Source organism: Escherichia sp. 94.0001, from assembly GCF_013369155.2.
In the GTDB taxonomy this organism is placed as follows: domain Bacteria; phylum Pseudomonadota; class Gammaproteobacteria; order Enterobacterales; family Enterobacteriaceae; genus Escherichia; species Escherichia coli_F.
The window spans coordinates 49,094-74,294 of the sequence record NZ_JABWMS020000003.1 but is presented as its reverse complement, the minus strand read 5'-3'; the positions used below and the strand labels follow the sequence as shown (position 1 = coordinate 74,294).

General features: G+C 50.6%; 24 protein-coding genes. 12 read left to right on the top strand and 12 right to left on the bottom strand.

Going from position 1 to position 25,201, the window contains the following annotated elements; genetic code table 11:
* Nucleotides 1–99 precede the first annotated feature (99 nt).
* From sapA to sapF, 5 genes are read left to right on the top strand one after another with little or no spacing between them, the layout of a single operon-like run.
* Nucleotides 100–1,743 carry an ABC transporter substrate-binding protein SapA gene (sapA, locus tag HEN33_RS02490; RefSeq protein ID WP_088542054.1) on the top strand — a complete coding sequence of 548 codons (1,644 nt, stop codon included), beginning with the start codon at nucleotides 100–102 and terminating at the stop codon, nucleotides 1,741–1,743.
* Nucleotides 1,740–2,705, top strand: a complete 966-nt coding sequence (gene sapB / locus HEN33_RS02485; RefSeq protein ID WP_000583271.1) for a putrescine export ABC transporter permease SapB — start codon at nucleotides 1,740–1,742, stop codon at nucleotides 2,703–2,705. Before sapA ends, sapB begins: the two co-directional genes overlap by 4 nt.
* Nucleotides 2,692–3,582, top strand: a complete 891-nt coding sequence (sapC, locus tag HEN33_RS02480) for a peptide ABC transporter permease SapC (protein WP_001146166.1) — start codon at nucleotides 2,692–2,694, stop codon at nucleotides 3,580–3,582. The genes sapB and sapC overlap by 14 nt, the downstream gene beginning before the upstream one ends.
* Nucleotides 3,582–4,574 carry a peptide ABC transporter ATP-binding protein SapD gene (gene sapD, locus HEN33_RS02475; protein ID WP_001128858.1) on the top strand — a complete coding sequence of 331 codons (993 nt, stop codon included), beginning with the start codon at nucleotides 3,582–3,584 and terminating at the stop codon, nucleotides 4,572–4,574. The genes sapC and sapD overlap by 1 nt, the downstream gene beginning before the upstream one ends.
* A gap of 1 nt (nucleotide 4,575) precedes the next feature.
* Nucleotides 4,576–5,382, top strand: a complete 807-nt coding sequence (gene sapF / locus HEN33_RS02470) for a peptide ABC transporter ATP-binding protein SapF (RefSeq protein ID WP_000573407.1) — start codon at nucleotides 4,576–4,578, stop codon at nucleotides 5,380–5,382.
* Between the two features lie 48 nt (nucleotides 5,383–5,430).
* Here sapF and HEN33_RS02465 read toward each other — a convergent pair whose 3' ends face one another.
* The 5 genes from HEN33_RS02465 to HEN33_RS02445 form a co-directional block, all read right to left on the bottom strand.
* A complete protein-coding gene (locus tag HEN33_RS02465) occupies nucleotides 5,431–6,594 on the bottom strand; it encodes a multidrug effflux MFS transporter (protein ID WP_176262641.1) in 1,164 nt (387 codons plus the stop codon).
* Between the two features lie 8 nt (nucleotides 6,595–6,602).
* Complete coding sequence (locus HEN33_RS02460; protein ID WP_000946226.1) at nucleotides 6,603–7,976, bottom strand: efflux transporter outer membrane subunit; 1,374 nt, start codon at nucleotides 7,974–7,976, stop codon at nucleotides 6,603–6,605.
* 3 nt (nucleotides 7,977–7,979) lie between these two features.
* Nucleotides 7,980–11,087 carry an efflux RND transporter permease subunit gene (locus HEN33_RS02455; protein ID WP_000492814.1) on the bottom strand — a complete coding sequence of 1,036 codons (3,108 nt, stop codon included), beginning with the start codon at nucleotides 11,085–11,087 and terminating at the stop codon, nucleotides 7,980–7,982.
* Nucleotides 11,087–12,208, bottom strand: coding sequence for an efflux RND transporter periplasmic adaptor subunit (locus HEN33_RS02450; RefSeq protein WP_000873802.1), 1,122 nt, complete (start codon nucleotides 12,206–12,208; stop codon nucleotides 11,087–11,089). The genes HEN33_RS02455 and HEN33_RS02450 overlap by 1 nt, the downstream gene beginning before the upstream one ends.
* A 148-nt stretch (nucleotides 12,209–12,356) precedes the next feature.
* Nucleotides 12,357–12,923, bottom strand: a complete 567-nt coding sequence (locus HEN33_RS02445; RefSeq protein ID WP_000202113.1) for a TetR/AcrR family transcriptional regulator — start codon at nucleotides 12,921–12,923, stop codon at nucleotides 12,357–12,359.
* A 476-nt stretch (nucleotides 12,924–13,399) separates the two neighbouring features.
* On the opposite strand from HEN33_RS02445, the gene fabI reads away from it, so the two are divergent.
* The 3 genes from fabI to rnb all read left to right on the top strand — a co-directional run bounded on the left by fabI (nucleotide 13,400) and on the right by rnb (nucleotide 17,461).
* Entirely contained in the window at nucleotides 13,400–14,188 is a 789-nt protein-coding gene (fabI, locus tag HEN33_RS02440) for an enoyl-ACP reductase FabI (protein WP_000506490.1), read from the top strand.
* A gap of 143 nt (nucleotides 14,189–14,331) precedes the next feature.
* Nucleotides 14,332–15,459, top strand: coding sequence for a carboxymuconolactone decarboxylase family protein (locus HEN33_RS02435; protein WP_176262642.1), 1,128 nt, complete (start codon nucleotides 14,332–14,334; stop codon nucleotides 15,457–15,459).
* Between the two features lie 67 nt (nucleotides 15,460–15,526).
* The gene (rnb, locus tag HEN33_RS02430) at nucleotides 15,527–17,461 is read left to right on the top strand and encodes an exoribonuclease II (protein ID WP_176262643.1); all 1,935 of its coding nucleotides are present in this window, start codon (nucleotides 15,527–15,529) and stop codon (nucleotides 17,459–17,461) included.
* Between the two features lie 76 nt (nucleotides 17,462–17,537).
* On the opposite strand, the gene HEN33_RS02425 is transcribed toward rnb, so the two are convergent.
* Nucleotides 17,538–17,642, bottom strand: a complete 105-nt coding sequence (locus HEN33_RS02425) for a hypothetical protein (RefSeq protein WP_000221855.1) — start codon at nucleotides 17,640–17,642, stop codon at nucleotides 17,538–17,540.
* Between the two features lie 53 nt (nucleotides 17,643–17,695).
* On the opposite strand from HEN33_RS02425, the gene pdeR reads away from it, so the two are divergent.
* Complete coding sequence (gene pdeR / locus HEN33_RS02420; protein WP_176262644.1) at nucleotides 17,696–19,681, top strand: cyclic di-GMP phosphodiesterase; 1,986 nt, start codon at nucleotides 17,696–17,698, stop codon at nucleotides 19,679–19,681.
* Here pdeR and ymiD read toward each other — a convergent pair.
* The gene (gene ymiD, locus HEN33_RS26250) at nucleotides 19,663–19,791 is read right to left on the bottom strand and encodes a protein YmiD (protein WP_213160361.1); all 129 of its coding nucleotides are present in this window, start codon (nucleotides 19,789–19,791) and stop codon (nucleotides 19,663–19,665) included. The two genes, pdeR and ymiD, sit on opposite strands and share 19 nt — an antisense overlap.
* A 37-nt stretch (nucleotides 19,792–19,828) precedes the next feature.
* Between ymiD and HEN33_RS02415 the strand changes: the two genes are divergently transcribed.
* From HEN33_RS02415 to osmB, 3 genes are all read left to right on the top strand, one after another.
* Nucleotides 19,829–20,002 carry a YciZ family protein gene (locus tag HEN33_RS02415; protein WP_001288368.1) on the top strand — a complete coding sequence of 58 codons (174 nt, stop codon included), beginning with the start codon at nucleotides 19,829–19,831 and terminating at the stop codon, nucleotides 20,000–20,002.
* 89 nt (nucleotides 20,003–20,091) lie between these two features.
* Nucleotides 20,092–20,841, top strand: coding sequence for a DNA-binding transcriptional regulator YciT (gene yciT, locus HEN33_RS02410; protein ID WP_001088604.1), 750 nt, complete (start codon nucleotides 20,092–20,094; stop codon nucleotides 20,839–20,841).
* Between the two features lie 268 nt (nucleotides 20,842–21,109).
* Entirely contained in the window at nucleotides 21,110–21,328 is a 219-nt protein-coding gene (gene osmB / locus HEN33_RS02405; RefSeq protein WP_000498253.1) for an osmotically-inducible lipoprotein OsmB, read from the top strand.
* 125 nt (nucleotides 21,329–21,453) lie between these two features.
* Here the strand turns inward: osmB and yciH are convergent, their stop codons facing one another.
* From yciH to pgpB, 5 genes are all read right to left on the bottom strand, one after another.
* The gene (gene yciH, locus HEN33_RS02400) at nucleotides 21,454–21,780 is read right to left on the bottom strand and encodes a stress response translation initiation inhibitor YciH (protein ID WP_001353236.1); all 327 of its coding nucleotides are present in this window, start codon (nucleotides 21,778–21,780) and stop codon (nucleotides 21,454–21,456) included.
* Nucleotides 21,780–22,517: an orotidine-5'-phosphate decarboxylase gene (gene pyrF, locus HEN33_RS02395; protein WP_176262648.1), complete on the bottom strand. Its 738-nt coding sequence runs from the start codon at nucleotides 22,515–22,517 to the stop codon at nucleotides 21,780–21,782. The genes yciH and pyrF overlap by 1 nt, the downstream gene beginning before the upstream one ends.
* Nucleotides 22,518–22,708: 191 nt before the next feature.
* Nucleotides 22,709–23,878, bottom strand: a complete 1,170-nt coding sequence (lapB, locus tag HEN33_RS02390) for a lipopolysaccharide assembly protein LapB (protein WP_000891336.1) — start codon at nucleotides 23,876–23,878, stop codon at nucleotides 22,709–22,711.
* Nucleotides 23,879–23,884: 6 nt separating this feature from the next.
* Nucleotides 23,885–24,193: a lipopolysaccharide assembly protein LapA gene (gene lapA, locus HEN33_RS02385; protein ID WP_000876284.1), complete on the bottom strand. Its 309-nt coding sequence runs from the start codon at nucleotides 24,191–24,193 to the stop codon at nucleotides 23,885–23,887.
* Nucleotides 24,194–24,341: 148 nt separating this feature from the next.
* The gene (pgpB, locus tag HEN33_RS02380) at nucleotides 24,342–25,106 is read right to left on the bottom strand and encodes a phosphatidylglycerophosphatase B (protein ID WP_105288039.1); all 765 of its coding nucleotides are present in this window, start codon (nucleotides 25,104–25,106) and stop codon (nucleotides 24,342–24,344) included.
* Between the last annotated feature and the right edge of the window lie 95 nt (nucleotides 25,107–25,201).

The window sequence follows — 25,201 nt, the reverse complement described above, 5'->3', positions numbered from 1 at the left end:
ACCACACGGCCCTCATTACGACCCCTGAACACAAACGGTAATGGCAAATGTCATTAAATATTAGTAAGATAGCCTCTTTACATAAAATCCCTTAATATTATGCGCCAGGTATTATCGTCTCTTTTGGTGATTGCTGGACTTGTGAGTGGTCAGGCAATCGCCGCGCCTGAATCCCCCCCGCATGCTGATATCCGCGACAGCGGTTTTGTCTATTGCGTCAGCGGGCAAGTCAACACCTTTAACCCATCCAAAGCGAGCAGTGGGTTAATTGTCGATACCCTTGCCGCCCAGTTTTATGATCGACTGCTGGATGTCGATCCCTATACCTATCGCCTGATGCCGGAACTTGCCGAAAGCTGGGAAGTGCTCGACAACGGCGCGACCTATCGCTTCCACCTGCGTCGCGATGTTCCGTTTCAAAAAACCGACTGGTTTACTCCCACTCGTAAAATGAATGCCGACGATGTGGTGTTTACCTTCCAGCGAATTTTTGACCGTAACAACCCGTGGCATAACGTCAACGGCAGCAACTTTCCCTACTTCGACAGCCTGCAATTTGCCGATAACGTTAAAAGCGTTCGCAAACTGGATAATCATACCGTTGAGTTCCGACTCGCCCAGCCAGATGCTTCTTTTTTGTGGCACCTGGCGACCCATTATGCATCGGTCATGTCGGCAGAATATGCCCAGAAGTTAGAGAAAGAAGATCGCCAGGAACAACTCGACCGTCAGCCGGTCGGCACTGGACCGTATCAGTTATCGGAATACCGCGCCGGGCAATTTATTCGCCTACAACGTCATGATGACTTCTGGCGCGGCAAACCGTTAATGCCGCAGGTGGTGGTGGATTTAGGCTCCGGCGGCACCGGACGTCTTTCGAAACTTCTGACAGGTGAATGCGACGTTCTGGCCTGGCCTGCTGCCAGCCAGCTATCTATTTTGCGTGACGATCCGCGCTTGCGTTTAACGCTGCGTCCGGGGATGAATGTCGCCTATCTGGCATTTAACACCGCCAAACCGCCGCTTAATAATGCCGCCGTGCGCCATGCGCTGGCTCTGGCGATCAATAACCAACGCCTGATGCAATCCATCTATTATGGTACGGCTGAAACGGCGGCCTCTATTTTACCGCGCGCCTCGTGGGCCTATGACAACGAGGCTAAAATTACTGAATACAATCCGGCGAAATCGCGCGAACAGTTGAAGGCGTTAGGGCTGGAAAACTTAACGCTGAAACTGTGGGTGCCCACACGTTCGCAGGCGTGGAACCCCAGTCCACTGAAAACCGCCGAACTGATTCAGGCGGATATGGCGCAGGTTGGCGTAAAAGTGGTGATTGTGCCGGTAGAAGGTCGTTTTCAGGAGGCGCGGTTGATGGATATGAGCCATGATCTGACGTTATCCGGTTGGGCGACAGACAGTAACGATCCGGACAGTTTCTTTCGTCCGCTACTGAGCTGCGCAGCAATACATTCCCAGACCAACCTCGCCCACTGGTGCGATCCGAAATTCGACAGCGTGTTGCGTAAGGCGCTCTCCTCGCAGCAGCTAGCGGCGCGTATTGAAGCCTATGACGAAGCGCAAAGTATTCTGGCGCAGGAATTGCCCATTTTGCCGCTGGCGTCGTCATTGCGCTTGCAAGCCTACCGTTACGATATCAAAGGGCTGGTTCTTAGCCCGTTTGGTAACGCCTCCTTTGCTGGTGTGTATCGCGAGAAACAGGATGAGGTGAAAAAACCATGATTATCTTCACCTTACGCCGCATTTTGTTATTGATTGTCACCTTGTTCCTGCTGACGTTCGTTGGCTTTAGCTTGAGCTATTTCACCCCACATGCGCCGTTACAAGGCGCGTCACTGTGGAATGCCTGGGTATTCTGGTTTAACGGCCTGATCCACTGGGATTTTGGTGTTTCCAGCATTAACGGTCAACCGATTGCCGAACAGTTAAAAGAGGTCTTCCCGGCGACGATGGAACTGTGCATCCTCGCCTTCGGTTTTGCGCTGATTGTTGGCATCCCCGTAGGAATGATTGCCGGGATTACGCGCCATAAGTGGCAGGATAACTTGATCAACGCCATCGCCTTACTGGGCTTTTCAATCCCGGTGTTCTGGCTGGCGCTTCTGTTGACGCTGTTTTGTTCACTCACGCTAGGTTGGTTGCCCGTTTCAGGGCGTTTCGATCTGCTCTACGAAGTGAAACCGATTACCGGTTTTGCGTTGATTGATGCCTGGCTTTCGGACTCACCGTGGCGGGATGAAATGATCATTAGCGCAATCCGTCATATGGTATTGCCCGTGATCACCCTGTCGGTTGCGCCAACAACTGAAGTGATCCGACTAATGCGTATCAGCACTATCGAAGTGTATGACCAGAATTATGTAAAAGCGGCGGCGACCCGCGGTTTGTCACGCTTTACTATTTTGCGTCGCCACGTTCTGCATAACGCGTTACCTCCGGTTATTCCTCGCCTGGGCTTACAGTTTTCCACCATGCTAACGCTGGCAATGATCACCGAAATGGTCTTTAGCTGGCCGGGTTTAGGGCGCTGGTTAATTAACGCCATCCGCCAGCAAGATTACGCGGCCATTTCCGCCGGAGTGATGGTGTGTGGCTCACTGGTCATTATTGTTAACGTGATTTCTGATATTTTGGGTGCCATGGCTAACCCTCTGAAACATAAGGAATGGTATGCCTTACGATAGCGTATACAGCGAAAAGCGCCCGCCGGGCACGCTGCGTACCGCCTGGCGCAAATTTTATAGTGATGCCTCTGCGATGGTCGGTCTGTACGGCTGCGCGGGACTGGCTGTACTGTGTATTTTTGGCGGCTGGTTTGCGCCTTACGGAATCGATCAGCAATTTCTCGGCTATCAATTATTGCCGCCTTCATGGTCACGCTATGGCGAAGTTTCTTTCTTCCTGGGGACTGACGACCTCGGACGCGATGTTTTAAGTCGTTTACTGAGTGGAGCTGCACCAACCGTGGGGGGGGCATTTGTGGTGACGCTTGCAGCGACAATCTGTGGCCTGGTACTTGGCACCTTTGCCGGGTCGACGCACGGTCTACGCTCAGCAGTACTAAACCATATTCTGGATACCTTACTGGCGATCCCTTCTCTGCTGCTGGCAATTATCGTTGTAGCGTTTGCCGGACCGAGTTTGTCGCACGCCATGTTTGCCGTCTGGCTGGCGCTGCTGCCTCGTATGGTACGTTCGATTTACAGCATGGTGCATGACGAACTGGAAAAAGAGTACGTTATCGCCGCCCGTCTGGATGGCGCATCAACGCTGAATATTCTCTGGTTTGCTGTGATGCCAAACATCACCGCCGGGCTGGTCACCGAAATCACCCGCGCACTGTCGATGGCAATTCTTGACATCGCCGCGCTGGGCTTTCTCGATCTCGGCGCACAACTCCCCTCACCTGAATGGGGGGCGATGCTCGGTGATGCGCTGGAACTGATTTATGTCGCCCCGTGGACGGTCATGCTGCCAGGTGCGGCAATTATGATTAGCGTACTGTTGGTAAACCTCCTGGGCGACGGTGTCCGTCGTGCGATTATTGCGGGGGTGGAATAATGCCATTACTCGATATTCGTAACCTGACCATTGAATTTAAAACCGGTGATGAGTGGGTTAAAGCCGTCGACCGCGTAAGTATGACCTTAACCGAAGGTGAGATCCGCGGTCTTGTTGGCGAATCCGGTTCCGGCAAAAGTTTGATTGCGAAAGCGATTTGTGGGGTGAATAAAGATAACTGGCGTGTTACTGCTGACCGTATGCGTTTTGATGATATCGATTTGCTGCGTCTCTCCGCACGCGAACGGCGCAAGCTGGTTGGTCACAACGTGTCGATGATTTTCCAGGAACCGCAGTCGTGTCTTGACCCTTCAGAACGTGTGGGTCGCCAGTTGATGCAAAACATCCCAGCCTGGACCTATAAAGGCCGTTGGTGGCAGCGTTTTGGCTGGCGCAAACGCCGTGCCATTGAACTACTGCACCGTGTGGGGATTAAAGATCACAAAGATGCGATGCGCAGTTTTCCCTATGAGTTGACCGAAGGTGAATGTCAGAAAGTGATGATAGCCATTGCACTGGCGAATCAACCGCGTCTGCTGATTGCTGACGAACCGACAAACTCAATGGAGCCAACAACCCAGGCGCAAATCTTTCGCCTGCTGACGCGTCTCAACCAAAACAGCAATACCACTATTTTGCTTATCAGCCATGACTTACAAATGCTTAGCCAATGGGCGGATAAAATTAACGTGCTTTACTGCGGTCAAACGGTGGAAACCGCGCCGAGTAAGGAGTTGGTGACGATGCCACACCATCCTTATACCCAGGCGCTGATCCGCGCGATACCAGACTTCGGCAGCGCGATGCCGCATAAAAGTCGCCTCAATACGCTGCCCGGCGCTATCCCGCTGCTGGAACAGTTACCGATTGGTTGTCGTCTGGGGCCACGTTGCCCGTATGCACAACGAGAATGCATTGTGACGCCACGTTTGACGGGGGCGAAAAATCATCTCTATGCCTGTCATTTCCCACTGAACATGGAGAAAGAGTGAGATGATCGAAACGCTACTTGAAGTGCGTAATTTAAGTAAAACGTTCCGCTACCGGACCGGCTGGTTTCGTCGTCAGACCGTAGAAGCGGTAAAACCCTTGAGCTTTACGCTACGTGAAGGCCAGACACTGGCGATTATCGGCGAGAATGGTTCGGGTAAATCCACGCTGGCAAAAATGCTGGCGGGAATGATAGAACCTACCAGCGGCGAGTTATTGATTGACGATCATCCGCTGCATTTTGGCGATTATTCCTTCCGCAGTCAGCGTATTCGCATGATTTTTCAGGATCCTTCGACCTCGTTGAATCCCCGTCAACGTATCTCGCAAATTCTGGATTTTCCACTGCGCCTGAACACCGACCTGGAACCGGAACAGCGTCGCAAACAGATTATTGAAACGATGCGGATGGTTGGGCTGCTACCGGATCACGTCAGTTACTATCCGCATATGTTGGCACCCGGGCAAAAACAGCGTCTGGGGCTGGCGCGCGCGCTGATATTGCGCCCAAAAGTCATTATTGCCGATGAAGCCCTCGCCTCACTGGATATGTCGATGCGTTCGCAGTTGATTAATCTGATGCTGGAATTACAGGAAAAACAGGGCATTTCGTATATTTATGTCACCCAGCATATCGGGATGATGAAGCACATTAGCGACCAGGTACTGGTGATGCATCAGGGCGAGGTTGTCGAGCGAGGCAGCACCGCCGATGTGCTGGCATCGCCGCTGCATGAACTCACCAAACGGCTTATTGCCGGTCATTTTGGCGAGGCATTGACGGCAGATGCGTGGCGTAAGGACCGTTAGTGTTTTGCACCTCATCCTGACAGGGCCCCCCTCAGGATGAGGTGTTCATTACTTTTGATTGTCGATTCTGGTGAGAGCAACCAGCAATGCCAGCGTATAACACACCGTAATTGCCAGACTCATTTTTAACAGTGTTTCTCCGCCAATTCCCGACAATGGCGCGGCTATACCGCCGAAGACAAACATGCTCATCCCCATCAACGCAGACGCCGTTCCAGATTCCTGCGTCCCTACTGCACTCATAGCCTCTGCCCCGCCAACAGTGCCGATGCCGCTACAAAATGCGATGGTGAAAAATAATGCCACCAGTGCCGGAATGGGCAATTGTACCCATGCGCATAAGACCGTGAGCAATGCACACAAAATTGCCGCTATCAGGCCACCTCGCAACAATGTCATCGCGTTAATCCGTCGCGCCAGGCGCGAGAAGATCCATGAAGCAATGATAAGTCCGATGCCGTTAAGGCCAAACACCAGGCTAAATTGTATTGGACTAAAGCCAAATTCCTTCTGCAACACGAACGACGAAGAGCCGATATACGCAAACAAACCGGCCAGCATAAAACTTTGAATCAGGCAAAAGCGCATAAAAAGGCGGTTCTGCACCACGCTTCGTCCGGTTAATAGCAATGATGAGCCCCTTTTATTTTCTGGCAAGGTCTCATTAATAAATAACAGGCAGCCCAGCAACAGTACGGTGCTAATTTCAGCCATTACCCAGAATAAAGTGCGCCAGTCAAAAGTGCTAACAATGTACCCGCCCAGCACTGGCGACAACACCGGTGCCAGGCCATTCACCGTCATTAACAGCGCAAAAAACTGGGTCAACGTTACTCCCTGATATTTGTCACGAGCAATAGAACGAGAGAGCACCGAACCACCCGCCCCCGCGATCCCTTGAATAAAACGCCAGACCACCAGCCAGTAAATATTGTTCGTTGTCGCGCACAAAATGGAAGAAACAATAAACAATAGCAACGACAAGATTAACGGACGTTTACGCCCTATTTTGTCGCTCAGAGGGCCAAATAACAGTTGTCCGACGCCAAGACCAATCAGTGATGCGGTCAGGGTTAATTGCGTTATGGCCGTGGTTGCCGCCAGTTGCTCAGACATCTCCGGCAAAGCCGGCAAATAAAGATCGGTACACATCGGGCCGATACCGGCTAAAAGACCAAGAATCAATGCCCATGAAAGAGAGACTCTAGCCATATTATTCCTTACTTGAGTGATGACATGCCGCCGCCCAGCGACTGCCAGAGCGTGATTCGGTTTGTAAAATCAGTCAGTTGCAGTGCCAGCAGCTCCTGCTGTGCGCTCCACAAGCTGCGCTGCGCCGTCAACACGGTCAGGTAATCACCAACACCCGCCTGATAGCGACGCAAGCCAACATCGACCGTTTGTTGCTCAGCTTTAACATACTGGCGCTGTGCATCCAGTTGCTCTTCAAGCGTGGTCCGCCGCGCCAGTGCGTTAGCGACATCTTTAAATGCGCTCTGAACGGTTTTTTCATAGGTGGCAATGAGCCCACGCTTTTGTGCTTCTGCGTAACGAAGCTGCGCCAGATTACTTCCGCCAGTGAACAGCGGTAATGTGACCGATGGTGCAAATGACCAGATCTGCATTCCGTGGCTGAACAACGACGACAATGCGTCACTGCCCACACCGGCACTGGCAGTCAGCGAAATCGTCGGGAAAAAGTTAGCCCGCGCCGCGCCAATATCTGCATTGGCGCTCTTCAAATTATGTTCCGCTTCCTGGATATCCGGGCGACGCAGCAGAACATCAGATGATACTCCCGCAGGAACCAGACTTATCATTTGTTCCGGCAGGCTTTCCAGTGTTCCCGGTAGCAGATTTTCCGCAAGCGTTGTACCTGCCAGTAAGTTCAGCGCATTTTTATCCTGCATCACTTGTGTCTGATAGCTGGCAACGCTGGCGCGCGCTTGCTGATAAACACTCATCGCCTCACTGACATCTGTCGCTGCCGCCGTGCCAACCTGTTGCTGGCGCTGGATAATTTTCAATGAGTTTTCTGCACTGGCCATCGTTTCTTTTGCCAGGGCCAGGTTGCTGTTATCAGCCGCCAGTGTCAGCCAGGCGGTGCTGATTTCAGCAATCAGCGTTAAACGAGTGTTCTGGGCTGTAAATTCACTGGCAAGCCAGGTTTCCCGCGCCGCCCGAGATAAACTCTGATTACGACCAAACAGATCTAACGTATAACTGGACACCGTGCCGTCAGCCTCGGCAGTTGTTCCCGTACCATTCGCCAGCGAACGACTGCGAGTCGAACTTAAGGCCGCATTCACCGTCGGAAATAACGACGCATTAGTTTGCCCATAGAGCGCCCGTGCTGAGTCAATATCAGCAATCGCTTTTTGCACATCGCGGTTACTGTTCAGTGCAATGGTTACTACCTGCTGCAATCGGGGATCGTGGATCACCTGCTGCCAGTCATGGCTGATTGCCTTCCCCTGGCCCTGTGCTCCCGGCAAGGTCGCCGGGATTGGGGATTCAGGCGTACTGTAGTGAGGATCGAGCGAGACACATCCCGCACTCAACAACACCAGAAAAATAAGAGAACGACGCAACATAACTTACTCCTGACGGCGCGGTTTACCGGCAAACAAACGTTTCACCAGTACAAAAAACAGAGGAACGAAGAAAATGGCCAGTAATGTAGCGGTCAGCGTGCCGCCAATAATGCCCGTACCAATGGCGATGCGGCTGTTCGCCCCTGCGCCGGTTGCTATCGCCAGCGGCATTACCCCCGCAATAAACGCCAGCGAGGTCATGATGATTGGGCGTAAACGAGTCTGCGCCGCGCGTAATGCCGCACGACTCAAGGAATAGCCCTCTGCAACCGCCGCTTCAGCAAATTCCACAATCAGAATGGCGTTTTTCGACGACAAGCCGATAGTAGTTAATAGCGCTACCTGGAAGTAAACGTCGTTGTTTAAATCACGCATCCAGGCCGCCAGCGCCGCGCCAAGAAGCCCCAGAGGGATCACCAGAATGACCGAGAACGGGACTGACCAGCTTTCGTACAGTGCTGCAAGGCAGAGGAAAACCACCAGAATAGAAACTGCATACAGACTTAATGCCTGACCGCTGGCCAGTTTCTCCTGCAATGACAAACCACTCCAGGCCCATGTTGTTCCCGCAGGAAGACTGTTTGCCAGTTCCTCCATTTTTGTCATTGCATCGCCGGAACTAAAGCCAGTCGCGTTTTCGCCCTGAATTTCATAGGCTGCCGAGCCGTTGTAGCGCACCAGTCTTTCCGGTCCATACAGCCAGCGGGTGGTCGCAAAAGCAGAGAATGGTGTCATGGCGTTATCGCTGCCGCGCACAAACCATTTACCTAAGTCTGACGGCGCGGAACGAAATTCGCTGTCGCCCTGAATGTAGACTTTTTTCACACGACCACGGTCAATAAAGTCATTCACATAAGTACCGCCCCACGCACTGGACAGGGTGTCGGTGACATCATTCAAACTCAACCCTAATGACACCGCTTTATTACTATCAATATCTACCTGCAATTGCGGCATTTGTGGCAAATCATTGGCGCGTACAGAATGTAACTCCGGACTTTGATTCGCTTTTTCTATCAACTGATTACGCATTTGCAGCAGTGTTTCACGATCGGTTCCACCGTTAGCTAACAATTCAAACGTAAAACCATTGCTTTGGCCCAGCCCATCAACGGCTGGCGGCGTCATCGCAAATACCGTGGCATCACGAATTGTGCCCAGCTCTTTGGTAGCCCGTAGGGCGATAGCCTGGGCGGTGTTTTCTGCCCCTTTACGTTGAGACCAGTTTTTCAACGAAACAAACGCCATCCCGGTGTTCTGTCCGCTGCCGCTAAAACTGAAACCATCAACGGTAAAGATGACATCGGTATTTGCTTTCTCATTAATCAGGAACCAGTCAACAATCTGGCGATTCACTTCTGCTGTACGGGCAGCGGTCGCCCCGGCCGGCAGCGTGTACTGCACCATGATTTCGCCCTGGTCTTCAGTGGGTAAGAAACTGCCCGGCAGTTTCCACATCATCAGGGCCATTCCACCACCCAGTACGACATAAAGCCCCATCGTTCGAGCAGCACGGCGCAGGACATAAATTACGCCTCGCTGATATTTATCTTCAGTACGGCGATAAAAGCGGTTAAATGCGCCGAAAAAGCCTTTTTTATGTGGCGGAACATGCTGGAGGACGGAACCGCACAGGGCGGGAGTCAAGGTCAATGCCACTACCACGGAAAGCAGCATTGCGGAGATAATGGTTATCGAAAACTGACGATAAATTACCCCCGTAGATCCCCCAAAGAAGGCCATAGGCAGGAATACGGCTGACAACACCAGCGCAATGGCAACCAGTGCGCCAGAAATCTCGCCCATTGATTTTTCCGTGGCTTCACGCGCGGGCAACCCTTCGTCACGCATAATGCGTTCGACGTTCTCCACCACCACAATGGCATCGTCCACCAGCAAGCCGATCGCCAGCACCATTGCAAACAACGTCAGGGTATTAATCGAATAGCCAAACAACGCAAGAACGCCGAATGTGCCCAGCAAAACGACGGGGACAGCTAACGCCGGAATCAGTGTGGCACGCAGGTTTTGCAGGAATAAATACATCACGCAAACCACCAATACGATGGCTTCAAACAGCGTCTGAATTACGTCCTCTACAGAGATTTTAATAAATTCAGTGCTGTCTTTCGGGTATGCGATGTCGTATCCCTGCGGCATGTTCCGCTGGAATTCGGCAATCTTATCCTTGACCAGCGTCGCCGTATTCAGCGCATTCGCACCGGGCGAAAGCATTACAGCAACCCCGGCAGACGGGTGACCGTTAAGTTTGCCGATAGCGGTATAATCTTCACTGCCCATCTCAACGCGAGCCACATCTTTTATACGAACAACTGCGCCGTCTGACTGGCTTTTCACGATAATATTTTTGAACTGATCCACCGTCTGCAAGCGAGACTGCGCACGTACCGTTGCGGTCAGTTGCTGAGTATTCGGTGAAGGCAATGCCCCTATTTTCCCGGCAGTAACCTGCACGTTTTGCGCTTCAATAGCACTTTGCACGTCTGAAGGCATTAGCGAGTAAGACGCCAGTTTGGCCGGGTCAAGCCAGATGCGCATAGCGTATTCCGCGCCAAAGACTTGCAGACTCCCCACACCTTCAACACGCGCCAGGGGGTCCTGAACGTTACTGACCAGCCAGTCGGCGATATCCGAACTGGAGGCTTTGTCAGTGGTGTCATACACGGCAGCAATCAGCAAAAAGTTGCTTTGTGATTTCTCCACCGTAACACCCGTTTGCTGCACTTCGCTGGGTAGGCGCGACTCCGCCTGCTGAATTTTATTCTGCACCTGAACCTGTGCAGTATCTGGATCGGTACCTTGTTCAAAGGTCACATTAATACTGACCGAACCATCAGAGCTACTGGTTGAGCTGAAATAGAGTAAATTATCAAGCCCAGTGAGTTGTTGCTCGATAACCTGAGTCACGCTGTTCTCCAGCGTTTCGGCAGAAGCACCAGTATAAGTGGCTGAAATTTTAATGGTCGGTGGCGCAACGTCAGGATATTGCGCGACGGGCAATGTGCGAATAGCCAGAATCCCCGCCAACATAATCAAAATGGCGATAACCCAGGCAAAGACCGGGCGGCGAACAAAAAAGCGCGAAAACATCAGGCGTTGCCTCCATTAGCCTGAACTTCAACAGCCTTGACGGTCTGCCCTGAAGTGACTTTGGCAGAACCTTCAACAATCAGTCGGTCGCCGTTGTGCAGGCCGTTCAGCACCAGCCATTTATCACCATACGTTTCTCCCGTTTCGAGCGTTCGCTGCTCTACTTTATTGTCTTTATTCACCACCAGCGCAGTTGCATTGCCTTTAGCATCGCGCGTGACGCCCTGTTGCGGCGCGAGAATAGCGTCTTCCATCACGCCTTCATCGACACGAGCGCGAACAAACATTCCCGGTAATAACTGCTGTTGTGGATTGGGGAAAATCGCCCGTAATGTCACCGAACCGGTAGACTCATCTACAGCGACTTCGGTGAGTTCCAGACGCCCTTTTTCGCTGTAGGTTGTGCCATCTTCCAGAATAAGTGAGACGCTCATGGTGTCACTGTTGGTCGCCAGTGACTGTTTACGCAGACGTAATAAATCGACACTGGAGCGAGTGAGGTCGACATACATTGTATCCAGACCACGAATAGTCGTTAACGCTGTATCCTGCGACGCGGTCACCAGTGCGCCAGGGGTTACCGACGAAATACCAATACGCCCCGAAATCGGTGCGGTTACCGTGGTCCAGTCAAGATTAATGCGCGCAGTTTCCAGTGCGGCTTTTTTCGCCTCTACACTGGCTTTATCTTGTGCACAGGTAGACTGAGCATCATCAGCATCCTGTTGTGAAACACCATTCTCTTTCACCAGTCGGGCATAACGCTGCGCTTTCTGGCAATCGGCTTTTACCAGTGCCTGTGCTTGTTGTAATGCTGCCCGGGCTTCATTCCATGCAGCCTGATAACTGGCCGCATCAATCTGGTAGAGAGGTTGTCCAGCCTTGACCAGATCACCTTCCTTAAATAAGCGTTTCTGGATAATTCCCCCAACCTGCGGACGTACTTCAGCACTGAGCGCAGCACTGGTGCGTCCGGTTAATTCACTGACTACCGAAACCGGTTGAGATTTGAGCGTAACAACGCCGACTTCTGTTTCTGACGGGGATGAATTGTTACTTTGCGTATTATCACAACCCGATAAGAGCAGCATTGCCACTACAGATGTTGCTATATACTTCATTATTTTCTCCAGGGTGAGAAATACCCTCCTCATTGAAATTAATGAGGATATGTCAGGGATATTCAGTTATAACGAACCCGCATCGCGAAATGAATTTCGCAATGAAATAAGGGGGATTAATATCCCCCGCTATTGGTTAATTCTGTTCTTATTTATTTATCAACATACTAACAATATCCTGATATATTTCCTGCAGATGTTGTGGATCGCTTTTTTGCGGTGTTAAACGACGATAAACCGTACCTTCCATCATGGTAGCAAACACTTCAACGCAGCAACGAATGTGCTCGTCGCTAAGATGGGGATGCATTCTTTTCATATGTGCACAACCGTTAGCGAACATTCTGGCGTCAGCTTCTTCAAGCATTGCCATAACCCGCGGGTTGCGTGTGGCTTCTGCAGCCACTTCCAGCATCAGCGCGTCGTCGTCCTCATTTAAGGATTTACGCAAGGCAAGGACTTCCGGGAAGTGATCGGTACGCGCGTCAATGTCCATTTGGGCAATACGAAAGTCGATGATACGGCGAACCATCTCTTCAATAATGGCGTCTTTGTTGGCGAAGTAGCGATATATCTGACCCACGCTAAGCTGAGCTTCACTGGCAATTTGCGACATACTGGCGGCATGAAATCCGCAGCGACGAAAACACCGACGGGCGGCGTTAATGATTTCATCCTGACGCTGTTTGTGGCGTATCTCCAGCTTGCTGGTCATTTCTGTCTCCTGGCCTATCACTTAGTGAGAATGATCATTCTCATTTTTGCTAATTATACGTTTCTCCAAAGTAATGGAAAGTATTTTTATTTATTCATGATGCATATTCTGATAATGAAGAGATTGTGGAGATTCTGTGAAGATAGTTGACAATATTAAGTTGGAGTCAATTCATCAGAAAGACAGCGACTTGTTGTCGCCAGTTCTGTTTTCATCATCAAACTTATCGGAGCTAATACGAATAGTTTCAAAGTCAGATTCTATAAGATATTTCCCCAACCTCCCCCTTGCAGGCGTCAGGAGTAGATAACGCAAAATGCTCTGTACCGCAGCTTCTCTCCGCTACAGAAAGCGCAACTATAGCCACCCACAGCCAGGTTGATTATAATAACCGTTTATCTGTTCGTACTGTTTACTAAAACGACGAATCGCCTGATTTTCAGGCACAACAAGTATCAACAATAAGGATTAAAGCTATGGGTTTTCTTTCCGGTAAGCGCATTCTGGTAACCGGTGTTGCCAGCAAACTGTCCATCGCCTACGGTATCGCTCAGGCGATGCACCGCGAAGGAGCTGAACTGGCATTCACCTACCAGAACGACAAACTGAAAGGCCGCGTAGAAGAATTTGCCGCTCAATTGGGTTCTGACATCGTTCTGCAGTGCGATGTTGCAGAAGATGCCAGCATCGACACCATGTTCGCTGAACTGGGTAAAGTATGGCCGAAATTTGACGGCTTTGTACATTCCATTGGTTTTGCACCGGGCGATCAGCTGGATGGTGACTATGTTAACGCCGTTACTCGTGAAGGCTTCAAAATTGCCCACGACATCAGCTCCTACAGCTTCGTTGCAATGGCAAAAGCTTGCCGCTCCATGCTGAATCCGGGCTCTGCCCTGCTGACCCTTTCCTACCTTGGCGCTGAGCGCGCTATCCCGAACTACAACGTTATGGGTCTGGCAAAAGCGTCTCTGGAAGCGAACGTGCGCTATATGGCGAACGCGATGGGTCCGGAAGGTGTGCGTGTTAACGCCATCTCTGCTGGTCCGATCCGTACTCTGGCGGCTTCCGGTATCAAAGACTTCCGCAAAATGCTGGCTCATTGCGAAGCCGTTACCCCGATTCGCCGTACCGTTACTATTGAAGATGTGGGTAACTCTGCGGCATTCCTGTGCTCCGATCTCTCTGCCGGTATCTCCGGTGAAGTGGTCCACGTTGACGGCGGTTTCAGCATCGCTGCAATGAACGAACTCGAACTGAAATAATCGTTCTGTTGGTCAAGATGGGCGGCGTTCTGCCGCCCGTTATCTCTGTTATACCTTTCTGATATTTGTTATCGCCGATCCGTCTTTCTCCCCTTCCCGCCTTGCGTCAGGATAACGATTTCCTTTACGACCAAGGAGCGCCCATGGAACAACGCCACATCACCGGCAAAAGCCACTGGTATCATGAAACGCAATCCAGTACTGCGGAGAATGACGTTCTGCCTCTGGTCCCGGAAGCCGCAAAGGTTCGCGATCCCTTTCTGCTCGACGTGATCCTTGATGAGGAAACGCTGGCCCCCTTCCTTTCATGGATGGTCCCGGCGCGCATTCTTGCAGCGGAGTTGTTCCCTGACCAGCTTACTGTGACCCGTTCACAGACCTTCACCGCTTATGAACGCTTGTCGACGGCCCTGACGGTTGCTCAGGTTTGCGGCGTCCAGCGGTTATGTAACTACTATTCGGCGCGACTTACGCCGCTCCCCGGTCCTGATTCCTCCAGGGAAAGTAATCATCGGTTGGCACAAATCACGCAATATGCCCGCCAACTGGCCAGCTCGCCTTCTATTATCGACAACCGATCGCGCCAACATCTGAATGACGTCGGTCTTACTGCCTGGGACTGTGTGATAATCAACCAAATAATTGGTTTTATTGGCTTTCAGGCGCGGACAATTGCGACATTTCAGGCTTATCTCGGGCATCCGGTACGCTGGTTACCCGGTCTGGAGATACAAAACTACGCCGACGCGTCACTGTTTACGGTTGAATCAATACGCTGGCGAAGCTGCTATGAGGTGGAAAAACTCCCTGAAGAACAGACAAAAAGTTCAACTGCAGAACTGTGCCAACTGGCTGAAACGCTCTCTCTCCACCCTATTTCACTTTCCCTTCTCGAAAAGTTGTTAAACAGCACACGGGTCAATACACAGCCGGATAATAAGCTTGCGGCGTTGTTATGCGCGCGTATTAATGGCAGTCCTGCTTGTTTTGCCGCCTGTATGAATTCATCAAATGAATATAAAAAAATCAGCCCCCTTCTCCGTAAGGGCGAAAATGAAATTAACCAATGGGCTGACCGTGATTCTGTTGAGCGCGCTACCGTTCAGGCGATACAATGGCTGACCCGAGCACCCGATCGCTTTAGCGCCGCCCAGTTCAGCCCATTACTCGAACACGAAAAATCATCAACGCAGATTATTAATCTGCTGGTATGGAGCGGGCTGTGTGGCTGGATAAATCGCTTAAAAATCGCGTTGGGTGAGACATATTAACCTTGCCGCGTCAGACAGATTCGCGTAAAACTGTCAGCAGCTCTAATGGCCACCAAAATAGACAATTATGTTTCAGGACAACCCGCTGCTAGCGCAGCTTAAACAGCAACTGCATTCCCAGACGCCACGCGCTGAAGGGGTGGTAAAAGCCACAGAAAAAGGCTTTGGCTTCCTGGAAGTCGACGCGCAAAAAAGTTATTTCATTCCGCCGCCGCAGATGAAAAAAGTCATGCATGGCGACCGAATTATCGCGGTGATCCACAGTGAAAAAGAACGTGAATCCGCAGAGCCAGAAGAACTGGTTGAACCGTTTCTGACTCGTTTCGTGGGTAAAGTTCAGGGCAAAAATGACCGTCTGGCCATCGTTCCTGATCATCCACTCTTAAAAGACGCCATTCCTTGCCGCGCAGCCCGTGGCCTGAACCACGAGTTTAAAGAAGGCGACTGGGCGGTTGCCGAAATGCGCCGTCATCCGTTGAAAGGCGATCGTTCTTTCTATGCTGAACTAACACAATACATCACTTTTGGTGACGACCACTTTGTACCGTGGTGGGTTACCCTGGCGCGCCATAACCTGGAAAAAGAAGCACCAGACGGCGTCGCTACAGAAATGCTTGATGAAGGTCTGGTTCGTGAAGATCTGACAGCGCTGGATTTTGTCACCATCGACAGTGCCAGCACAGAAGATATGGATGATGCCCTTTTCGCTAAGGCGTTGCCGGATGACAAACTGCAGCTGATTGTGGCGATTGCCGATCCAACCGCGTGGATTGCTGAAGGCAGCAAGCTGGACAAAACCGCGAAAATTCGCGCATTCACCAACTATCTGCCTGGCTTCAACATCCCTATGCTGCCTCGCGAGCTTTCTGACGATCTCTGCTCACTGCGCGCCAATGAAGTCCGCCCGGTGCTGGCATGCCGCATGACGCTCTCCGCTGATGGCACCATTGAAGATAATATCGAATTCTTTGCCGCCACCATCGAATCCAAAGCGAAGCTGGTGTATGACCAGGTCTCTGACTGGCTGGAAAATACCGGTGACTGGCAGCCTGAAAGTGAAGCAATTGCCGAACAAGTCCGTTTGTTAGCGCAAATTTGCCAACGCCGTGGCGAGTGGCGTAATAACCACGCACTGGTATTTAAAGATCGCCCGGATTACCGCTTTATTCTCGGTGAAAAAGGTGAAGTGCTGGATATCGTCGCCGAGCCTCGTCGCATTGCCAATCGTATCGTCGAAGAAGCGATGATTGCCGCGAACATTTGTGCGGCCCGCGTACTGCGCGATAAGCTCGGTTTTGGCATCTATAACGTGCATATGGGCTTTGATCCGGCGAATGCCGACGCGCTGGCGGCGTTGCTGAAAACCCATGGTCTGCATGTCAATGCCGAAGAAGTGCTCACGCTGGACGGTTTCTGCAAACTGCGTCGTGAACTGGATGCGCAACCAACTGGTTTCCTCGACAGCCGCATTCGTCGCTTCCAGTCATTTGCTGAAATTAGCACTGAACCCGGTCCTCACTTTGGCCTCGGTCTGGAAGCATACGCCACCTGGACTTCGCCAATCCGTAAATATGGCGACATGATCAACCACCGTCTGCTGAAAGCGGTTATCAAAGGCGAAACTGCGACGCGTCCGCAGGATGAAATCACTGTCCAAATGGCCGAGCGTCGCCGTCTCAACCGAATGGCAGAACGTGATGTTGGCGACTGGTTATACGCGCGCTTCCTGAAAGACAAAGCCGGGACTGACACCCGTTTCGCGGCGGAAATTGTCGATATCAGCCGTGGCGGCATGCGTGTGCGTTTGGTTGATAACGGCGCTATCGCCTTTATTCCAGCACCTTTCTTACACGCTGTGCGCGATGAACTGGTTTGCAGCCAGGAAAACGGCACTGTACAAATTAAAGGTGAAACGGCTTACAAAGTGACCGACGTTATTGACGTCACCATTGCCGAAGTCCGCATGGAAACCCGCAGCATTATTGCACGCCCGGTCGCGTAATCTCCTTTCACGGCCCATTCCTCATGAATGGGCCGTTTATTTCCCCGCTCCACCTTCGCCATATCCCGGCAGATTTTTAACTGACTTTCGTTTGAAAACTGGCGTTTTTCCAAAACTGGATTACAAATAAATAGATAAAAAAAACAATGCGTTTAGCCGCCGTTAATTTCATGTAAGTCATGTTGTTCCTTTTATTTAACCGCGGACTCCGCTGTTAACCGGAGGATATGCATCATGAAAACCGTTAGGGAGTCCACAACGTTGTACAACTTTCTCGGATCGCACAATCCATACTGGCGGTTGACGGAAAGCAGCGATGTTTTGCGCTTTTCTACCACCGAAACCACAGAACCTGAACGTACGTTGCAGTTATCTGCCGAACAGGCTGCTCGCATCAGGGAAATGACGGTCATCACTTCCAGCCTGATGATGAGTCTGACCGTCGATGAAAGCGATCTTTCTGTGCATCTGGTAGGACGAAAAATCAATAAACGGGAATGGGCTGGCAACGCGTCGGCATGGCATGATACACCGGCGGTTGCTCGTGATTTATCACACGGGCTTTCCTTTGCTGAGCAGGTAGTTTCTGAAGCACATTCCGCAATAGTGATTCTCGACAGTCGGGGGAATATCCAACGCTTCAATCGGTTATGTGAAGATTACACAGGGTTGAAAGAACACGACGTCATTGGGCAAAGCGTGTTTAAACTGTTTATGAGCCGTCGTGAAGCTGCGGCATCCAGGCGCAATAACCGTGTATTTTTTCGAAGCGGCAATGCATATGAAGTCGAACTGTGGATACCAACACGTAAAGGCCAGCGGCTGTTTCTGTTTCGCAATAAATTTGTCCACAGCGGCAGTGGCAAGAACGAGATTTTTTTAATCTGTTCCGGCACCGACATTACCGAAGAGCGCCGCGCTCAGGAGCGACTGCGTATTCTGGCAAATACCGACAGTATCACCGGACTGCCGAATCGTAACGCAATGCAGGAGTTAATCGATCACGCCATTAATCAGGCAGATAACAATAAAGTTGGGGTTGTGTATATTGATTTGGATAATTTTAAAAAGGTCAACGACGCTTATGGGCATTTGTTTGGTGACCAGCTATTACGCGAAGTGTCATTGGCCATTTTAAGCTGTCTCGAACATGATCAGGTGTTGGCGCGTCCAGGTGGCGATGAGTTTCTGGTACTGGCATCCAATACCTCACAAAGCGCGCTGGAAGCAATGGCATCACGAATTTTGACCCGCTTACGACTCCCATTCCGCATTGGTTTAATTGAAGTTTATACCAGCTGTTCAGTGGGTATTTCACTCTCTCCCGAACATGGTTCGGACAGCGCGGCTATTATTCGTCACGCCGACACAGCAATGTACACAGCGAAGGAAGGCGGACGAGGACAATTTTGCGTTTTTACCCCAGAAATGAATCAGCGGGTATTTGAATATCTCTGGCTGGATACCAACTTGCGTAAAGCACTGGAAAACGATCAGTTGGTTATTCACTATCAACCGAAAATCACCTGGCGTGGCGAAGTACGCAGTCTGGAAGCTTTAGTACGTTGGCAGTCACCTGAACGTGGGTTGATTCCACCGTTGGACTTTATTTCCTACGCCGAAGAGTCAGGGCTAATTGTGCCTTTAGGCCGTTGGGTGATTCTCGATGTCGTACGCCAGGTGGCGAAGTGGCGGGATAAAGGCATTAACCTGCGAGTGGCGGTAAACATTTCTGCACGTCAGCTCGCCGATCAAACCATTTTCACCGCCCTGAAACAGGTTCTCCAGGAACTCAATTTTGAATACTGCCCTATTGATGTTGAACTGACGGAGAGCTGCCTGATTGAGAATGATGAACTGGCACTGTCTGTTATTCAACAATTTAGCCAACTAGGTGCGCAAGTGCATCTGGACGATTTTGGTACCGGCTACTCTTCACTTTCGCAACTGGCGCGCTTTCCGATCGATGCGATTAAACTTGACCAGGTTTTTGTTCGAGATATTCACAAACAACCTGTATCGCAGTCGCTGGTCCGGGCGATCGTCGCTGTGGCCCAGGCATTGAATCTTCAGGTGATCGCTGAAGGAGTGGAGAGTAAAAAGGAAGATGCTTTTTTAACCAAGAACGGGATCAATGAGCGGCAAGGATTTTTGTTTGCCAAACCGATGCCCGCCGTCGCCTTCGAACGCTGGTATAAACGCTATCTGAAGCGCGCATAAGTAGATGAATATATATACTTAGCGATATATTCTGTAATTATATATCGTATTCCCGGATGATAATTAACCGTTGCTGTTAAACACTTCTCTTTTAGCGGCAATTTTTGCATTATTCATTTTCTCCCTTTTGCTATAAGGATGTCCTTGATGTCTGAATTTGATGCCCAGCGCGTTGCCGAACGTATTGATATTGTGTTAGATATCCTTGTGGCAGGCGATTACCACTCTGCGATCCATAATCTCGAGATACTTAAAGCAGAACTCTTGCGCCAGGTTGCTGAATCTACGCCAGACATCCCGAAGGCACCGTGGGAGATTTAACAATCGTGCCTTCAGGTTTTCCTATTTGAGGATGCCCGGCGCGTCAGTATTTTTTTATTAAGTATTATAACGTTATAAGAATTACAGCGATGAATTCCCGACAACAAACTATTCTACAGATGGTCATTGACCAGGGTCAGGTTAGCGTAACCGATCTGGCAAAAGCCACTGGAGTTTCTGAAGTTACCATTCGCCAGGATCTCAACACCCTCGAAAAACTGAGTTACCTCCGCCGTGCACATGGTTTTGCAGTTTCGCTTGATAGTGATGACGTCGAAACCCGTATGATGAACAACTATACGCTGAAGCGTGAACTCGCCGAGTTTGCCGCGTCACTGGTTCAACCGGGCGAAACCATCTTTATCGAAAATGGCAGCAGCAATGCCCTGCTCGCCCGGACTCTGGGCGAGCAGAAGAAAAATGTCACGATCATCACGGTCAGCAGCTACATCGCGCATTTGCTGAAAGACGCGCCTTGTGAAGTCATTTTGCTCGGTGGCGTGTACCAGAAAAAAAGCGAAAGTATGGTTGGTCCTTTGACACGCCAGTGCATCCAACAGGTGCATTTCAGCAAAGCATTTATTGGTATTGATGGCTGGCAACCTGAAACTGGGTTTACCGGTCGCGATATGATGCGTACCGATGTGGTCAATGCCGTGCTGGAAAAAGAGTGCGAAGCGATAGTCCTGACTGACAGCTCGAAATTTGGTGCTGTACATTCATACTCCATCGGCCCCGTTGAGCGATTCAATCGCGTGATTACCGATTCGAAAATACGCGCCAGCGATCTGATGCATCTTGAGCACAGTAAACTCACCGTTCACGTCGTTGACATTTAACCATTTCCCTTCTCTACGGATGATTTGCTGTTTTGCAAATCATCCGCTCTAAGATGATTCCTGGTTGATAATTAAGACTATTTACCTGTTATTAACACTCTCAAGATATAAAATTATTATCAGCGATATAACAGGAAGTCATTATCACCTGCGTGATATAACCCTGCGCGCGAGCGGATTTCACGGAATAATTTCACCAGGCTTATTCTTAGCTATTATAGTTATAGAGAGCTTACTTCCGTGAATCATAAATTCAGGAGAGAGTATTATGTTTGTAACGAGCAAAAAAATGACCGCGGCTGTTCTGGCAATTACCCTGGCAATGTCTCTGAGTGCCTGTTCTAACTGGTCTAAACGAGACCGTAACACCGCAATTGGCGCGGGCGCAGGTGCATTAGGCGGTGCAGTACTGACCGATGGCAGTACGCTGGGTACATTAGGTGGTGCAGCCGTCGGTGGTGTTATTGGTCACCAGGTCGGTAAATAATCGTAAATAAATGTCGATTATCGACTCGCAATTATAATACGCTTGATTCTGTTCAGTACGAAATAACTGAATAATACACACAGTAAAATATTCTAAAGCCACGGATATATCCGTGGCTTTTTATGTTAACCGCCGGCGAGTTTTACCTTCATCCCTTTCGCTTCAAGCAGTGATTTTAATAAATCGCGCTTATCACCCTGGATTTCAATAATTCCATCTTTAACTGCCCCGCCGCAGCCGCATTTTTTCTTCAGTTCCGCTGCCAGTTTTGTCAGTTCGGCATCATCGAGATCGACACCGGTAATCAAGCAAACGCCCTTACCTTTACGTCCACTGGTCTGACGCTGAATACGCACCACACCGTCACCTTTAGGGCGTACAGGGGCCGCTTTTGGCTCATCAATACGTCCGGTTTCCGTTGAGTAGACCAGACGGCTGTTGGAATCACTCATCATGCACTCCGCTGTAAAGAGGCGTTGATCGCTTTCAGCGTTTGCGCTGGATCTACCGATTGCGTTACCGGGCGACCAATCACCATATAATCAACACCAGCCGCCAACGCCTGTTCTGGCGTCATAATGCGGCGCTGGTCACCAGCTTCACTCCCATGCGGACGAATGCCCGGCGTAACCAGTTTGAACTCCTGACCGAATACCTGTTTAAAGCGCACAGCTTCCTGAGCAGAACACACCACACCATCAAGGCCACATTTTTGCGTCAGTGCCGCCAGACGTTCTGCATAATCTGCAGGTGACAGCGTCACGCCAAGATCGGCCAGGTCGCTGGCTTCCATGCTGGTCAACACCGTCACAGCAATCAAAAGCGGTGCATCTTTGCCAAACGGGACGAGTGCCTCACGCGCTGCGGTCATCATACGCGCCCCACCGGAGGCGTGAACATTCACCATCCACACGCCTAAGTCAGCTGCAGCAGCGACAGCGTGCGCTGCAGTGTTGGGAATATCGTGAAATTTCAGGTCGAGGAAGATATCAAAACCACGCTGTTGAAGTTCGCGTACAAATTGAGGTCCAAACAGCGTAAACATCTCTTTGCCGACTTTCAGACGACAATCGCGTGGGTCGATCTTGTCGACAAAGGCCAGCGCGGCATCACGATTATGATAATCAAGGGCAACAACCACAGGAGAATTCGTAACAGCGCGGGAAGAAGATGAAGCAGTTAACGTCATGACCAGACCTTCTTGATGATGGGCACCGGAAGTGGCGCGAAACAGGTAAACGGCGAGCATTCTACCCGTGGAAATAAAAAATTAACAGTTGCGATTTCTCCCCTGGCAGGCTTTTCTGCGCCCGAGTTACCGGAGCACAATGGAACATCAATAATTAGTATGTTGTAACTAAAGTCGGATTTTTTTAAAAATTACAGGCCATCAAGACCGCGAATCGGTTTAATGGTTGACCAGGCCCGACAAGATGGACAATGCCAGTAGAGGGTGTATGCGGTAAAACCACATTTCTGGCAGCGATAACGAGGCTTACTACGCACCTTCTCGCCAACCATGTCACGCAGCACCATCAGACTCTCTTTGGCACGCCCTTCTTCCGCTTCATTTAAGTGGTAATCCATTAGCTTATGGAACACACGCATGGTCGGATGACGCTGAAGCTGACGCGTAATATAGACCTGTGCGGCCTCACTACCGTCGCGCGCTTCGATGATGTCCGCAAGCATTAGTTCAGCATCGGCACCGGTGTTCTCTTCCACCGCGCGCTGCAGGAACTCTGCCCATTCGGCAGTTTTACCCAACTGCTGGTAGCAGGTTTGCAGCATTTCCAGCGTTTCGCTGACCAGTTCTCTGTCCTGGGATATCACGCGTTGCAAACTTTCGACGGCTTTGGCGTATTCTCCTTTCGCCATAAATACGCGCCCCATCATGATGGATACGCGGGCGCTGTTTTTATCTGCCGCCGCACCTTTTTTTAACAAGGCCATGGCACGATCGAGATCGTCGCTGGCCATATGCTGTAGGGCTATCTCGCAGTAGAAATGAGCAATTTCGACGCGCTGCTTATCTTTACCCAGCTTCACCAGGCGTTCGGCAACATCAATTGCTTTCTGCCACTCGCTGGTAGCCTGGTAGATTTGTAGCAACTGTTGCAGCGCGCCAATGCGGAAGTCAGTTTCATCGGTCAGTTGATTGAACATGTCTTCCGCGCGGTCGTATAACCCGGCGGCCATGTAATCACGCCCCAGCTGTTGAATCGCCAACAGACGCTGTTCATAGGTCAGCGAGGCGCTTTCCATTAGGGTCTGATGGATGCGAATAGCGCGATCAACTTCGCCACGCGAACGGAACAGGTTTCCGAGCGTAAGGTGGGCTTCAACGGTACCCGTATCCTCTTTAAGCATATCGAGAAACAGGTCTACCGCCTTATCCTGTTGATTACTAAGCAGAAAATTAACCCCCGCTACGTAATCACGCGACAAGCGGTTGGCTTCATCTTGCTTGTTTTGTTGCGCACTTCTGCGGCCCATATACCAGCCATAGGCAGCGGCTACAGGCAAAAGCAGAAACAACAACTCCAGCATAGAAAGTTATTCCTTCGCCGCTGACGAATGCGGCGCTACAGCCACGTCAGTCGCGGGTGAAAGCTGGTTTTCCAGTCGCTTTATTTTACGTTCAGCGCGCGCCAGGGAAACACGAACTCGCAGCCAGAACAGGCCGCAAATCAGCCAACCGATAGCAAACCCCGCAGCAAACAATACCGCCAGCAATGTGGAAATACGGTACTCCCCTTGCGCTAACAGATAATTAAACGTCACCTGTTGATCGTTCTGCGCACCTAACGTGACTGAAATCACGAAGATCGCTAACACCAGTAAGAAAATGAGTAAATATTTCACATTACTTCCCGTTATGTGGTTAGAGCGAATAAATTATGGTCAACTTACCGCAATAGCCCTTTAAAGTACCATTTTCGCGCCGTCTGCGAAATGGCAACCACGCGCATTGTTGATGATTTAAGGGCTAAATTCGGAAAATCAACCAGCGTTAACTTTCTTGTTCTCGTTGCGCAATTTCGCGATTTTCTTCCGCAGGTGGTGTTAATGGCCCACAAATTCGTTGTGCAAGCCACGTTGCTACCGCCACCAGCGCCCACGAAATCAACGTAGCTACCACCAGATCGCGTGGCCAATGCATCCCGAGCAGCAGGCGGCTTCCCATGACTCCGGTTGCCCAGACCAGCAAGATAGCAATAGTTAACGTTCGCCGACGCGGCCATAGCAAACCAACGGCCAACAGCGCCCAACTGGCAGCAAACATCGTGTGACCGGAAGGAAAGGCAAACCCCGTCTCTTTCTGCCAGTGTGAACGCAAATATTGTGGGATATTATTCTCTTCAGCCAACTGTTCTTTCACTATATTTCCGCGTTCTGCTCGCTTTAAAGTGTAGAACTCATCAACCGGAATATGATGTGTTTTTTCCAGCCAGATAACAAAAGGTCGTGGTTCCTGAACTTTGTCTTTGATCCAGGATTTAACACCTTGTCCCACAAGGATCGCCGCCGCCAGAATGGCAAATAACATAATGGCGGCCTTAATGCGAAAACGCAGACACCAGAGAAACCAGCCGAATAAAATCAGATGCGTGATGATACCCCAGGGTTGGGTAACGGTTTCAGTAACCCAAAAAGCCGCTTTTAACAGCCAACTTTGTTCTCCTGGTTGCCAACGCCAGCCAGAAATCCATACAGCTACTGGCATAACAAGCAATAGTGCAGCTCCCACTGCGGTACGTCTGGCAATCGAACGCATGGCATCTCCTTTTTGATAAGTCCCACAATCATAACTGAAAATGCCAGTTCCAGGAAAAATTGACAGATTTGTGCCATTCCGTGAACGATCGACGC

Bases quoted from the DNA above. Each gene is read 5' to 3' on its own strand.
- sapD (WP_001128858.1), top strand. From the start codon at position 3,582: ATGCCATTACTCGATATTCGTAACCTGACCATTGAATTTAAAACCGGT.
- HEN33_RS02450 (WP_000873802.1), bottom strand. From the start codon at position 12,208: ATGAAGTATATAGCAACATCTGTAGTGGCAATGCTGCTCTTATCGGGT.
- HEN33_RS02455 (WP_000492814.1), bottom strand. From the start codon at position 11,087: ATGTTTTCGCGCTTTTTTGTTCGCCGCCCGGTCTTTGCCTGGGTTATC.
- HEN33_RS02415 (WP_001288368.1), top strand. From the start codon at position 19,829: ATGTCTGAATTTGATGCCCAGCGCGTTGCCGAACGTATTGATATTGTG.
- sapA (WP_088542054.1), top strand. From the start codon at position 100: ATGCGCCAGGTATTATCGTCTCTTTTGGTGATTGCTGGACTTGTGAGT.
- HEN33_RS02435 (WP_176262642.1), top strand. From the start codon at position 14,332: ATGGAACAACGCCACATCACCGGCAAAAGCCACTGGTATCATGAAACG.
- pgpB (WP_105288039.1), bottom strand. From the start codon at position 25,106: ATGCGTTCGATTGCCAGACGTACCGCAGTGGGAGCTGCACTATTGCTT.
- HEN33_RS02465 (WP_176262641.1), bottom strand. From the start codon at position 6,594: ATGGCTAGAGTCTCTCTTTCATGGGCATTGATTCTTGGTCTTTTAGCC.
- fabI (WP_000506490.1), top strand. From the start codon at position 13,400: ATGGGTTTTCTTTCCGGTAAGCGCATTCTGGTAACCGGTGTTGCCAGC.
- HEN33_RS02425 (WP_000221855.1), bottom strand. From the start codon at position 17,642: ATGACTTACATGAAATTAACGGCGGCTAAACGCATTGTTTTTTTTATC.
- HEN33_RS02445 (WP_000202113.1), bottom strand. From the start codon at position 12,923: ATGACCAGCAAGCTGGAGATACGCCACAAACAGCGTCAGGATGAAATC.
- ymiD (WP_213160361.1), bottom strand. From the start codon at position 19,791: ATGCAAAAATTGCCGCTAAAAGAGAAGTGTTTAACAGCAACGGTTAAT.
- sapF (WP_000573407.1), top strand. From the start codon at position 4,576: ATGATCGAAACGCTACTTGAAGTGCGTAATTTAAGTAAAACGTTCCGC.
- sapC (WP_001146166.1), top strand. From the start codon at position 2,692: ATGCCTTACGATAGCGTATACAGCGAAAAGCGCCCGCCGGGCACGCTG.
- pyrF (WP_176262648.1), bottom strand. From the start codon at position 22,517: ATGACGTTAACTGCTTCATCTTCTTCCCGCGCTGTTACGAATTCTCCT.
- osmB (WP_000498253.1), top strand. From the start codon at position 21,110: ATGTTTGTAACGAGCAAAAAAATGACCGCGGCTGTTCTGGCAATTACC.
- lapB (WP_000891336.1), bottom strand. From the start codon at position 23,878: ATGCTGGAGTTGTTGTTTCTGCTTTTGCCTGTAGCCGCTGCCTATGGC.
- rnb (WP_176262643.1), top strand. From the start codon at position 15,527: ATGTTTCAGGACAACCCGCTGCTAGCGCAGCTTAAACAGCAACTGCAT.
- sapB (WP_000583271.1), top strand. From the start codon at position 1,740: ATGATTATCTTCACCTTACGCCGCATTTTGTTATTGATTGTCACCTTG.
- yciH (WP_001353236.1), bottom strand. From the start codon at position 21,780: ATGAGTGATTCCAACAGCCGTCTGGTCTACTCAACGGAAACCGGACGT.
- HEN33_RS02460 (WP_000946226.1), bottom strand. From the start codon at position 7,976: ATGTTGCGTCGTTCTCTTATTTTTCTGGTGTTGTTGAGTGCGGGATGT.
- yciT (WP_001088604.1), top strand. From the start codon at position 20,092: ATGAATTCCCGACAACAAACTATTCTACAGATGGTCATTGACCAGGGT.
- pdeR (WP_176262644.1), top strand. From the start codon at position 17,696: ATGAAAACCGTTAGGGAGTCCACAACGTTGTACAACTTTCTCGGATCG.